The sequence below is a fragment of the Ramlibacter sp. genome, assembly GCF_041916345.1.
Lineage (GTDB): Bacteria > Pseudomonadota > Gammaproteobacteria > Burkholderiales > Burkholderiaceae_C > Ramlibacter.
This window is the reverse complement of sequence record NZ_JAYRZR010000003.1, coordinates 113383-124377: the sequence shown is the minus strand read 5'-3', so window position 1 is coordinate 124377 and position 10995 is coordinate 113383. Positions and strand designations below refer to the sequence as shown.

The window sequence follows — 10995 nt, the reverse complement described above, 5'->3', positions numbered from 1 at the left end:
CGGTCTGGAGGCAGTCTTTTTCTCTTCATGCGGCCCATCGCCTCGAGGCTAATTTCGAAAAAGGACCATAACATCAATGTCTTAGACTGACAAGCTGAGACACCTTTGAAGTTCGGCGCAGGCCATGCACGCGCCAAACCCGCCACGGTCCTTGTTGTGAACCGGCAACGCGCGGCGGCAGTCTCCTGCCGCCGCGTGGTCAATGCCCGTCACGCATCCAGCAGGATGCGCAGCATGCGGCGCAGCGGCTCCGCGGCGCCCCACAGCAGCTGGTCGCCAATGGTAAAGGCACCCAGGTAGTCAGGGCCCATGGCGAGCTTGCGCAGGCGGCCGACGGGGATGGTGAGCGTGCCGGTCACGGCCACGGGCGTGAGGCCCTGCATCGTGGCCTCGCGCGTGTTGGGCACGACCTTCACCCAGGCGTTGTCCGCCGCGATCATCGCCTCCACGTCGGCCAGCGGCACATCCTTCTTCAGCTTGAAGGTGAGGGCCTGGCTGTGGCAGCGCATCGCCCCCACGCGCACGCAGAAGCCGTCGACCGGCACCGCGGTGGTGCCGAACGCCTCCCCCTGGCCGAGGATCTTGTTCGTCTCGGCGCCGGCCTTCCACTCCTCGCGGCTGACGCCGGCCCCCAGGTCCTTGTCGATCCAGGGGATGAGCGAGCCGCCCAGCGGCACGCCGAAGTTGGCCGTTTCCTCGGCGTTCAGGGCCTGCTGACGGGCCAGCACCTTGCGGTCGATTTCCAGGATGGCCGACTTCGGGTCATCCAGCAGGCCGCGCACCTCGGCATTCAGCGTGCCGAACTGCGTGAGCAGCTCCCGCATGTGCTGGGCGCCGCCACCGGACGCCGCCTGGTAGGTCATGCTGGTCATCCACTCTACCAGCCCGGCCTTGTACAGCGCGCCCACACCCATCAGCATGCAGCTCACCGTGCAGTTGCCGCCGATCCAGTTGCGGCCGCCCTTGCCCAGGGCCGTCTTGATCACCGGCAGGTTGACCGGGTCCAGGATGATGACCGCGTCGTCCTTCATGCGCAGGGTGGAGGCGGCATCGATCCAGTGGCCGTTCCAGCCGGCAGCGCGCAGCTTGGGAAAGACCTCGGTGGTGTAGTCGCCGCCCTGGGCGGTGATGACGATGTCGCACTTCTTCAGGGCGTCGATGTCGAACGCGTCCTTCAGGGTGGTCTCGTTCTTCGCCTGCGCCGGGGCCTTGCCGCCGGCATTGGAGGTGGAGAAGAACACCGGCTCGATCAGGCCGAAGTCGCCTTCGGCCTGCATGCGGTCCATCAGGACCGAGCCGACCATGCCGCGCCAGCCGACGAGGCCGACCAGGGGTTGTTGTGCCTTGAGATTCATGTCGAACGCCCTTTCAGTTTTGGATCTGGTGTCCCCGGCTCGTCTGAGGCCGGGGAGGGCGCGCGACGAACCGGAGCTTGCTAGCTCTTGGTAATCTTCTTGGTGGTGATCGCGGCCACGACGGCATCACCCATGGCGGTGGTGCCGACCTTCGTGGTGCCTTCGGAGTGGATGTCCGCCGTGCGCAGGCCCTGGGCGAGCACGTGCTTCACCGCGGATTCGATCCGGTCGGCGGCTTCGGGCTGGTTCAGGGAGTAGCGGAGCATCATGGCAGCGGACAGGATTGTAGCCAAAGGATTGGCCACCCCCTTGCCCGCGATGTCCGGCGCGCTGCCGTGGCTGGGTTCGTACAGGCCCTGGCTGCTGGCGTTCAGGCTGGCCGAGGGCAGCATGCCGATGGAACCGGTGAGCATGGCGGCCTCGTCCGACAGGATGTCGCCGAACATGTTGCCGGTGACCACCACGTCGAAGAACTTGGGCTGCTTCACCAGCTGCATGGCCGCGTTGTCCACGTACATGTGGTCGAGCTTCACATCCGGGTACTGCTGGCCGACTTCGGTGACGACGTCCTTCCAGAGCTGGAACGTCTCCAGCACGTTGGCCTTGTCGACGCTGGTGACGTGCTGGTTGCGCTTGCGGGCCGCCTGGAAGGCGACGTGGGCGATGCGCTCGATCTCCGGGCGCGTGTAGCGCATGGTGTCGAAGGCTTCCTCGGCACCGGGGAAGTGCCCATCAGGCGCCTGGCGGCGGCCGCGCGGCTGGCCGAAGTAGATGTCGCCGGTCAGCTCTCGGATGATCAGGATGTCCAGGCCGGCCACCAGCTCGGGCTTGAGGCTGGAGGCATGGGTGAGCTGCTCGTAGCAGATGGCGGGCCGGAAGTTGGCGAACAGGCCGAGGTTCTTGCGCAGGCCCAGGATGGCCTGCTCGGGGCGGAACTGGCGCTCCAGCTTGTCGTACTTCCAGTCGCCGACGGCGCCAAACAGGATGGCATCGGCCTCCTTCGCGAGCTTCAGCGTTGCCTCGGGCAGGGGATGCCCGTGCCGGTCATAGGCGGCCCCGCCGACGTCGGCGGTCTCCATCTCGAACTTCAGGTCCAGGACGTTCAGGACCTTGACGGCCTCGGCGACGATTTCGGTGCCGATGCCATCGCCCGGCAGCACTGCGATCTTCATGGATTCAACCTTGCAGGGTGTGGGCGAGCCAGGGCTTGGTGACCAGGCGCTGCGCTTCGAATGCGCGGATCTTGTCGGACTGGCGCAGGGTGAGGCCGATGTCGTCGAAGCCGTTCAGCAGGCAGTACTTGCGGAAGGCCTGCACCTCGAAGGCGATCTCGGTGCCGTCGGGCTTGACGATCACCTGGCGCTCCAGGTCCACCGTGAGCGTGTAGCCGGGGAAGGCCGCCACCTCGTCGAACAGCCGGCTCACCACCGACTCGGGCAGCACGATGGGCAGCAGACCGTTCTTGAAGCAGTTGTTGAAGAAGATGTCGGCGAAGCTCGGCGCGATCAGGGCGCGGAAGCCGTACTGCTGGATCGCCCAGGGCGCGTGCTCGCGCGAGGAGCCGCAGCCGAAGTTCTTGCGGGCCAGCAGCACCGAGGCGCCCTGGTAGCGCGGCTGGTTGAGCACGAAGTCCGGGTTGGGCTTGCGCACGGCGGGGTCCTGGCCGGGCTCGCCCGGATCCAGGTAGCGCCACTCGTCGAACAGGTTCGGGCCGAAGCCCGTCTTGCGGATCGACTTCAGGAACTGCTTCGGGATGATCGCGTCGGTGTCGACGTTCTCGCGGTCGATCGGGGCGACGAGGCCCTTGTGAACGGTGAACTTGTCCATTTATTTCTTTTTACCCGCATCCTCGATCTTCTCGCCGGCCTTCTGGATGTCCTGGCCGACGCCCTTGACGGTATTGCAGCCCGCGAGCACGAAGGCGAACGACAGGGCGAACAGGGTGGCGATGGTCTTCTTCATGGGTCTCTCCTTCAGGCGAATTGACGGATGTCGACGAAATGACCGTGCACGGCCGCGGCGGCGGCCATGGCGGGGCTGACCAGGTGCGTGCGGCCGCCGGCACCCTGGCGGCCCTCGAAGTTGCGGTTGCTGGTGGAGGCGCAGCGCTCGCCCGGCTCCAGCCGGTCGGCGTTCATGGCCAGGCACATGGAGCAGCCGGGCTCCCGCCACTCGAAACCCGCGGCGCGGAAGATCTCGTGCAGGCCTTCGCGCTCGGCCTGTGCCTTGACCACGCCCGAGCCGGGCACGACCAGCGCGGCCTTGATGTTGGGCGCGACCTTGCGACCGAGCTTCTTCACCACCGCGGCGGCCTCGCGCATGTCCTCGATGCGGCTGTTGGTGCAGGAGCCGATGAACACCTTGTCGACGAAGATGTCGTTCATGGGCTTGCCCGGCTGCAGGCCCATGTAGGCCAGCGCGCGCTCGATCGCGTTGCGCTTATTCGCGTCTTTCTCCTTGTCCGGGTCGGGCACGGCACCATCGATGCCCGTCACCATCTCGGGCGAGGTGCCCCAGGTCACCTGCGGGCGGATCTGCGCCGCGTCGAGCTCGACCACGGTGTCGAACCTCGCGTCCGGGTCGGACTGCAGCGTGCGCCAGTAGGCCACGGCCTGGTCCCATTCCACGCCCGTGGGGGCCAGGGGACGGCCCTTCACGTACTCGATGGTCTTGTCGTCCACCGCGACCAGGCCCGCGCGGGCGCCGGCCTCGATGGCCATGTTGCACACCGTCATGCGGCCTTCCATCGACAGCGCGCGGATCGCCGAGCCGCCGAACTCGATGGTGTAGCCGGTGCCGCCGGCCGTGCCGATGCGGCCGATGATGGCCAGCACGATGTCCTTGGCCGTGATGCCGGGCGCCAGCGCGCCATCGACCTTCACGAGCATGTTCTTCGCCTTCTTGGCCAGCAGCGTCTGCGTGGCCAGCACGTGCTCGACCTCGCTGGTGCCGATGCCGTGCGCCAGCGCACCGAAGGCGCCATGGGTGGAGGTGTGCGAATCGCCGCAGACGACCGTCATGCCCGGCAGCGTGGCGCCGCTCTCCGGCCCGATCACGTGCACGATGCCCTGCCGCTTGTGCAGGAAGGGGAAGTACGCCGCCGAGCCGAACTCCGCGATGTTCTTGTCGAGCGTGGTCACCTGCTCCTTGCTGATCGGATCGGTGATGCCGTCGTAGCCGCGCTCCCAGCCGGTGGTGGGCGTGTTGTGGTCGGCCGTGGCCACCACGGAGCTCACGCGCCAGACCTTGCGGCCGGCCTCGCGCAGGCCCTCGAAGGCCTGCGGGCTGGTGACCTCGTGCACCAGGTGGCGGTCGATGTAGAGGATGGACGTGCCGTCTTCCTCGGTGTGGACGACGTGCTCGTCCCAGATCTTGTCGTACAGCGTGCGGGCCATGGGGCTTGGGTGTCCTTGCTAGGCAGTGATTTTATTCGGCGCGGCCTGGGCCGCCGGGGGCGCCGCTGCCTCGGCGCGTTCGCGCAGGTGGTCGACCAGCAGGCGCGCCGTGAGCGGCAGGGTGGAGAAGTCGCGGGCGACCAGGCGGATCTCGCGGCGGGCCCAGGCATCGGCCAGGGGGACGCTTTCGAGATCGCCCACGCCATGCATGAGCTCGAACGCCCGGCGCGGCATCACGCCGATGCCCAGGCCGTTGTGGATCATGCGGCACATCGCGTCCAGGCTGGTGACGTGGATGCGCAGGCGGATCGCGCGGCCGGCCGCGGCCGCCGCCTCGCGCGTGGCGCGATAGATCGAGCTGTTGGTGTGCAGGCCCACGTGGTCGAACTCCAGCGTGTCCTCGAAGGCAATGCGGTGCTCGCGGGCGAGCGCATGGCCGCGCGGCACGATGAGCACGAGTTCGTCGCTGCGGTAGGCCAGGGCCTGCAGCCCGTGCGCGGCCGCGCCATCCCCGGCGTGGCAGATGCCGAGGTCGGCCGCGCCCTCCTGCACGGCGCGCAGGATCTCGGTCGAGAGGTGCTCCTCGAGGTCGATCTTCACCTGCGGATGCCCGGCGCTGAACGCGCCCAGGTCCTCCGGCAGGAACTGCACGATGGCCGAGATGTTGGCGTGGATGCGCACGTGGCCGCGCACGCCATCGGCGTACTCGGACAGTTCGGCCTGCATCTTCTCCAGGCTGAACAGCACCGAACGCGCGTGGTGCAGCAGGCTCTGGCCGGCCGGCGTCAGGTCGACCCCGCGCGTGTGCCGGTACAGCAGCGGCGTCTCCAGCGTGGTCTCCAGGTCCGACAGGCGCTTGCTCACTGCCGATGCCGCGATGAACTCACGCTCGGCCGCGCGGCCGATCGACCCCAGCTCGCAGACGGCCACGAAGAGCTGCAGCGAGGTCAGGTCGATCCGGCGGGCGAAGGAGCGTTCGGTGGGGCGCATGGGGATGTCATCGCGTGAGACGATGGCCTGGCGGCATTCTCCCATGGCAATACCTTCTTGCCATCGTGGATCACGATGACCGTCCTGCACGCTTGCGCGCACCCGTGAAAAAGCCCGCCGAAGCGGGCTTTCCAACTGGAGGCGGGACGCGGCCTAGCGCTCGGCCAGCGGCTTGACGTCGCGCTTCTCGGAGCCGGTGAACAGCTGGCGCGGACGGCCGATCTTGTACTCGGGGTCGCCGATCATCTCGTTGAGCTGGGCGATCCAGCCCACCGTGCGGGCCAGCGCGAAGATGGCGGTGAACAGGCTCACCGGAATGCCGATGGCGCGCTGCACGATGCCGGAGTAGAAGTCGACGTTCGGGTACAGCTTGCGGGAGACGAAGTACTCGTCTTCCAGCGCCACCTTCTCCAGCGCCATCGCGAGCTTGAACAGCGGGTCGTTCTGCAGGCCCAGCTCGTTCAGCACCTCGTGGCAGGTCTCGCGCATCAGCTTGGCACGCGGGTCGTAGTTCTTGTACACGCGGTGGCCGAAGCCCATCAGCTTGACGTTGGAGCTCTTGTCCTTCACCTTGGCCACGAACTCGCCGATCTTGGCCACGCCGCCCATCTTCTGGATGTCTTCCAGCATGTTGAGCGCGGCCTCGTTCGCGCCGCCGTGGGCCGGGCCCCACAGGCAGGCCACGCCGGCCGCGATGGCGGCGAACGGGTTGGTGCCCGACGAGCCGCACAGGCGCACCGTGGAGGTGGAGGCGTTCTGCTCGTGGTCGGCGTGCAGGATGAAGATGCGGTCCATCGCGCGCACCAGCACCGGGTTCGGCTCGTATTCCTCGCACGGCGTGGCGAACATCATGCGCATGAAGTTCGCCGAGTACGACAGCGAGTTCTTCGGGTACATGTACGGCTGGCCGGCGCTGTACTTGTAGGCCATGGCCACCAGCGTGGGCATCTTGGCGATCAGGCGGATCGCCGCGATCTCGCGGTGCTGCGGGTTGTTGATGTCGGTGCTGTCGTGATAGAAGGCCGACAGGGCGCCCACCAGGCCGGTCATCACCGCCATCGGGTGCGCGTCACGGCGGAAGCCGCGCAGGAAGAACTGCATCTGCTCGTTGACCATGGTGTGGTTGGTCACGCGCGAGACGAAGTCCTTCTTCTGGGCGACGTCCGGCAGCTCGCCGTACAGCAGCAGATGGCAGGTCTCCAGGAAGTCGCACTGGGTGGCGAGCTGCTCGATGGGGTAGCCGCGGTACAGCAGCTCGCCCTTGTCGCCGTCGATGTAGGTGATGCCCGACTGGCACGACGCGGTGGACAGGAAGCCCGGGTCGTAGGTGAACATGCCGGTCTGCGCATACAGCTTGCGGATGTCGATGACATCCGGGCCGATGTTGCCGTGGTAGACGGGCAGTTCGACGCTGGGGCCGCCGTTCGAGAACGACAGCGTGGCTTTGTTGTCAGCGAGTTTCATGGGGGTTCCTATCAGTTTCAATGCCCAATGCCGGGGGATGCGGCTGCGGGCCTGCGCAGCATCTCCAGCACTTCCCGGGTCTGCCCGTCCAGCGGCTGACCCATGTCTTCCTTGCGCCGCAGCAGCAGATCCAGCAGATCGTTGTCGGCCAGGTCCATCAAGGCCTGCAAGCCGCGTGCCTGTCCCACCGTCAGGCTGGCTTCGTGGGTGGCGAAGAAGCGCTCGATCAGCAGGTCGTTCTCCAGCAGGCCGCGGCGGCAGCGCCAGCGCAGCTTGCTGAGCGAGCGTTCGTCAAGCAGCGCGGCGTCGTCCTGCATGGCGCTCGTCAGACGGCCCTGCGGACCATCAGCTCCTTGATCTTGCCGATCGCCATGGTCGGGTTCAGGCCCTTCGGACACACGTCCACGCAGTTCATGATGGTGTGGCAGCGGAACAGGCGGTACGGGTCTTCCAGGTTGTCCAGGCGGGCGGCGGTGTCCTGGTCGCGGCTGTCGGCGATGAAGCGGTAGGCCTGCAGCAGGCCGGCCGGGCCGACGAACTTGTCGGGGTTCCACCAGAAGCTGGGGCAGCTGGTGGAGCAGCTCGCGCACAGGATGCACTCGTACAGGCCGTTGAGTTCCTCGCGTTCCTCGGGCGACTGCAGGCGCTCCTTCTCGGGCGGGATGGACTCGTTCACCAGGTACGGCTTGATCGAGTTGTACTGCTTGAAGAACTGCGTCATGTCCACGATCAGGTCACGGATCACGGGCAGGCCGGGCAGCGGCTTCAGCACGATCGGCTTGTCGCCGAGCTGGCGCAGGTTCGTCAGGCAGGCGAGGCCGTTCTTGCCGTTGATGTTCATCGCGTCGGAGCCGCACACGCCTTCACGGCAGGAGCGGCGGAACGACAGCGTGGGATCCTGGGCCTTGAGCTTCATCAGGGCGTCGAGCAGCATGCGCTCGTTGCCCTCGAGCTCGATCTCCACCGTCTGCATGTACGGCTTGGCATCCTTGTCGGGGTCGTACCGGTAGATCTGGAAGGTGCGCTTTTGCATGGGGCTGTCCGTTCGGGAATTCTTGTCGCTTCGGGGCTGGGGCGGAAGTACGTAGGAGAACCTACGCGGTCAGAAGGTACGCACCTTGGGCGGCACGGATTCCACCGTCAGCGGCTTGAGCTTCACCGGCTTGTAGGCCAGGCGGTTGCCCTCGCTGTACCACAGCGAATGCTTCATCCAGTTGGCGTCGTCGCGGCCCAGCGGGGCCGTGGCGTCATCCGCCGGTCGCTCGTAGTCGCTCACCGTGTGGGCGCCACGGCACTCCTTGCGGGCGGCGGCCGACTCGATCGTGGCCTGCGCGGCCTCGATCAGGTTCTCCACCTCCAGCGCCTCGATACGGGCGGTGTTGAACACCTTGGACTTGTCTTTCAGGCCGATCGCATCGGTCCGCTTGCGCAGCTCGGCGATCTTGCCCACGCCCTCGTTCATGCTGGCCTGCGTGCGGAACACGCCGGCATGCAGCTGCATGGACGCGCGGATGTCGTTGGCGACGTCCTGCGCGTACTCGCCGGAGGCGGCCGACTCCAGCCGGTTCAGGCGCGCCAGCGACTGCTCGGCCGCGTTGGCGGGCAGCGGCTTGTGCGACTTCGTCTTGCTCGCGAACTCGACGATGTGGTTGCCCGCCGCCTTGCCGAAGACCAGCAGGTCCAGCAGGGAGTTGGTGCCCAGGCGGTTGGCGCCGTGCACGCTGACGCAGGAGCACTCGCCCACCGCGTACAGGCCATTGACCACCGCGTTGTCGTCGCCGTTCTTCTGGATCACGACCTGGCCGTTGATGTTGGTCGGGATGCCGCCCATCTGGTAGTGGATGGTGGGCACCACCGGGATCGGCTCGCGGGTGATGTCGACGTTGGCGAAGTTCACGCCGATCTCGTAGACCGAGGGCAGGCGCTTGTGGATGGTCTCGGCGCCCAGGTGGTCGAGCTTGAGCAGCACGTAGTCCTTGTTGGGCCCGCAGCCGCGGCCTTCCTTGATTTCCTGGTCCATGGAGCGCGAGACGAAGTCGCGCGGGGCCAGGTCCTTCAGGGTGGGCGCGTAGCGCTCCATGAAGCGCTCGCCATTGCTGTTGAGCAGGATGGCGCCCTCGCCACGGCAGCCTTCGGTGAGCAGCACGCCCGCGCCGGCCACGCCGGTGGGGTGGAACTGCCAGAACTCCATGTCCTCCAGCGGGATGCCGGCGCGCGCTGCCATGCCCAGGCCGTCACCGGTGTTGATGAAGGCGTTGGTGGAAGCGGCGAAGATGCGGCCGGCGCCGCCGGTGGCCAGCAGCACCGTCTTGGCGTGCAGGATGTGCAGATCGCCGGTTTCCATCTCGAGCGCGGTGACGCCCACCACGTCGCCTTCGGCGTCGCGGATCAGGTCCAGCGCCATCCACTCCACGAAGAAGCTGGTGCGGGCCTTCACGTTCTGCTGGTACAGCGTGTGCAGCATCGCGTGGCCGGTGCGGTCGGCCGCGGCGCAGGCGCGCTGCACCGGCTTCTCGCCGTAGTTGGCGGTGTGGCCGCCGAACGGGCGCTGGTAGATGGTGCCGTCCGGGTTGCGGTCGAACGGCATGCCGAAGTGCTCGAGCTCGTACACGACCTTCGGCGCCTCGCGGCACATGAACTCGATGGCATCCTGGTCGCCCAGCCAGTCGGAGCCCTTGACGGTGTCGTAGAAGTGGTAGTGCCAGTTGTCCTCGGACATGTTGCCGAGCGAGGCGCCGATGCCGCCCTGCGCCGCCACGGTGTGCGAGCGCGTGGGGAAGACCTTGGACAGCACGGCCACGTTCAGGCCGGCCAGCGACAGCTGCAGGGAGGCGCGCATGCCGGAGCCGCCGGCCCCCACGATGACGACGTCGAACTTGCGGGTGGTGATCTTGTCTTGGGTGTAGCTCATGGTGTTCTCACAGCCTCCAGAGGACCTGGATGGCCCAGCCCGCGCAGCCGACCAGCCACACGATGGTGAAGACCTGCAGCACCAGGCGCAGGCCCAGCGGCTTGATGTAGTCCATGAAGACGTCGCGCATGCCCACCCACACGTGGTAGAGCAGGGCCACGATCACGGAGAAGGTCAGCACCTTCATCCACTGCGGCGCGAAGGTGCCGGCCCAGGTGTCGTAGCCGATCGGGCCCTTGGAGAAGACGAGGCGGGCGAGCACCACCAGGGTGAACAGCGCCATGAGGGCGGCGGTGACGCGCTGGGCGAGCCAGTCGCGCAGGCCGTAGTGGGCGCCGACGACCGTGCGCCGGGAGCCGTAGTTGACGGACATTTTCGGGGGACTCCTCTGGGTGGGGGCTTACCAGGCGCCGAACAGCTTGGCGCCCAGGATGGCGGTGAGCACCAGGCTCGACGCCAGCGTGAACACGGCGGACTTGGCGCCGAAGGTCTTGCTCACGGCGCTGTGGTGCGTGTCCATCCACAGGTGGCGCAGGCCGGCGATGAGGTGGTGCAGGTAGGCCCAGATCAGGCCCAGGGCGACCAGCTTGAGGAGGATGCCCATGCCGCCGTTGTTGAAGGCGAAGCGGAACTTCGCGAACGAGATCTCCGAGGACACCGATGCGTCGAACATCCAGATGATGAAGGGCATCAGCAGGAACATCACCACGCCGCTGATGCGGTGCAGGATGGAGACCCAGCCAGCCGCCGGCAGGCGGTAGGAGGGGAGGTCGGACAAGGCGTGGATGTTGCGGAATTCCGGCCGCTTCTGGGCGACATTCATGGCGTGGGTTCTCTTTCTTGGTGGGCGTGGGGCCGCGGGAGGGCCACCAAAAATTGT

General features: G+C 66.9%; 12 protein-coding genes. All 12 read right to left on the bottom strand.

Going from position 1 to position 10995, the window contains the following annotated elements; translation table 11 throughout:
- Positions 1-209: 209 nt before the first annotated feature.
- The 12 genes from asd to sdhC all read right to left on the bottom strand — a co-directional run bounded on the left by asd (position 210) and on the right by sdhC (position 10938).
- A complete protein-coding gene (asd, locus tag ACE3T5_RS01840) occupies positions 210-1355 on the bottom strand; it encodes an aspartate-semialdehyde dehydrogenase (protein ID WP_374663825.1) in 1146 nt (381 codons plus the stop codon).
- 80 nt (positions 1356-1435) lie between these two features.
- Positions 1436-2527, bottom strand: coding sequence for a 3-isopropylmalate dehydrogenase (leuB, locus tag ACE3T5_RS01835; RefSeq protein ID WP_374663823.1), 1092 nt, complete (start codon positions 2525-2527; stop codon positions 1436-1438).
- Positions 2528-2531: 4 nt separating this feature from the next.
- On the bottom strand, positions 2532-3182 hold the full coding sequence (leuD, locus tag ACE3T5_RS01830; RefSeq protein ID WP_374663821.1) for a 3-isopropylmalate dehydratase small subunit: 651 nt from the start codon (positions 3180-3182) through the stop codon (positions 2532-2534).
- Positions 3183-3317, bottom strand: coding sequence for an entericidin A/B family lipoprotein (locus tag ACE3T5_RS01825; RefSeq protein WP_374663819.1), 135 nt, complete (start codon positions 3315-3317; stop codon positions 3183-3185).
- A gap of 11 nt (positions 3318-3328) precedes the next feature.
- Positions 3329-4750 carry a 3-isopropylmalate dehydratase large subunit gene (gene leuC / locus ACE3T5_RS01820; RefSeq protein ID WP_374663817.1) on the bottom strand — a complete coding sequence of 474 codons (1422 nt, stop codon included), beginning with the start codon at positions 4748-4750 and terminating at the stop codon, positions 3329-3331.
- Between the two features lie 18 nt (positions 4751-4768).
- Positions 4769-5740, bottom strand: coding sequence for a LysR substrate-binding domain-containing protein (locus ACE3T5_RS01815; protein ID WP_374663815.1), 972 nt, complete (start codon positions 5738-5740; stop codon positions 4769-4771).
- A gap of 153 nt (positions 5741-5893) precedes the next feature.
- Positions 5894-7204: a citrate synthase gene (gltA, locus tag ACE3T5_RS01810; protein ID WP_374663813.1), complete on the bottom strand. Its 1311-nt coding sequence runs from the start codon at positions 7202-7204 to the stop codon at positions 5894-5896.
- Between the two features lie 17 nt (positions 7205-7221).
- Positions 7222-7521: a succinate dehydrogenase assembly factor 2 gene (locus tag ACE3T5_RS01805; protein ID WP_374663811.1), complete on the bottom strand. Its 300-nt coding sequence runs from the start codon at positions 7519-7521 to the stop codon at positions 7222-7224.
- 8 nt (positions 7522-7529) lie between these two features.
- Positions 7530-8237: a succinate dehydrogenase iron-sulfur subunit gene (locus tag ACE3T5_RS01800; RefSeq protein WP_374663809.1), complete on the bottom strand. Its 708-nt coding sequence runs from the start codon at positions 8235-8237 to the stop codon at positions 7530-7532.
- Between the two features lie 69 nt (positions 8238-8306).
- On the bottom strand, positions 8307-10115 hold the full coding sequence (gene sdhA, locus ACE3T5_RS01795; protein ID WP_374663807.1) for a succinate dehydrogenase flavoprotein subunit: 1809 nt from the start codon (positions 10113-10115) through the stop codon (positions 8307-8309).
- A gap of 7 nt (positions 10116-10122) precedes the next feature.
- Positions 10123-10488: a succinate dehydrogenase, hydrophobic membrane anchor protein gene (sdhD, locus tag ACE3T5_RS01790; RefSeq protein ID WP_374663805.1), complete on the bottom strand. Its 366-nt coding sequence runs from the start codon at positions 10486-10488 to the stop codon at positions 10123-10125.
- Between the two features lie 27 nt (positions 10489-10515).
- Positions 10516-10938: a succinate dehydrogenase, cytochrome b556 subunit gene (gene sdhC / locus ACE3T5_RS01785; RefSeq protein WP_374663803.1), complete on the bottom strand. Its 423-nt coding sequence runs from the start codon at positions 10936-10938 to the stop codon at positions 10516-10518.
- Between the last annotated feature and the right edge of the window lie 57 nt (positions 10939-10995).

What these genes read in the sequence shown, in the direction of transcription:
- leuD (WP_374663821.1), bottom strand. Translation starts at nt 3,182, where the DNA reads ATGGACAAGTTCACCGTTCACAAGGGCCTCGTCGCCCCGATCGACCGC.
- leuB (WP_374663823.1), bottom strand. Translation starts at nt 2,527, where the DNA reads ATGAAGATCGCAGTGCTGCCGGGCGATGGCATCGGCACCGAAATCGTC.
- sdhA (WP_374663807.1), bottom strand. Translation starts at nt 10,115, where the DNA reads ATGAGCTACACCCAAGACAAGATCACCACCCGCAAGTTCGACGTCGTC.
- sdhD (WP_374663805.1), bottom strand. Translation starts at nt 10,488, where the DNA reads ATGTCCGTCAACTACGGCTCCCGGCGCACGGTCGTCGGCGCCCACTAC.
- ACE3T5_RS01800 (WP_374663809.1), bottom strand. Translation starts at nt 8,237, where the DNA reads ATGCAAAAGCGCACCTTCCAGATCTACCGGTACGACCCCGACAAGGAT.
- leuC (WP_374663817.1), bottom strand. Translation starts at nt 4,750, where the DNA reads ATGGCCCGCACGCTGTACGACAAGATCTGGGACGAGCACGTCGTCCAC.
- sdhC (WP_374663803.1), bottom strand. Translation starts at nt 10,938, where the DNA reads ATGAATGTCGCCCAGAAGCGGCCGGAATTCCGCAACATCCACGCCTTG.
- ACE3T5_RS01815 (WP_374663815.1), bottom strand. Translation starts at nt 5,740, where the DNA reads ATGCGCCCCACCGAACGCTCCTTCGCCCGCCGGATCGACCTGACCTCG.
- asd (WP_374663825.1), bottom strand. Translation starts at nt 1,355, where the DNA reads ATGAATCTCAAGGCACAACAACCCCTGGTCGGCCTCGTCGGCTGGCGC.
- ACE3T5_RS01825 (WP_374663819.1), bottom strand. Translation starts at nt 3,317, where the DNA reads ATGAAGAAGACCATCGCCACCCTGTTCGCCCTGTCGTTCGCCTTCGTG.
- gltA (WP_374663813.1), bottom strand. Translation starts at nt 7,204, where the DNA reads ATGAAACTCGCTGACAACAAAGCCACGCTGTCGTTCTCGAACGGCGGC.
- ACE3T5_RS01805 (WP_374663811.1), bottom strand. Translation starts at nt 7,521, where the DNA reads ATGCAGGACGACGCCGCGCTGCTTGACGAACGCTCGCTCAGCAAGCTG.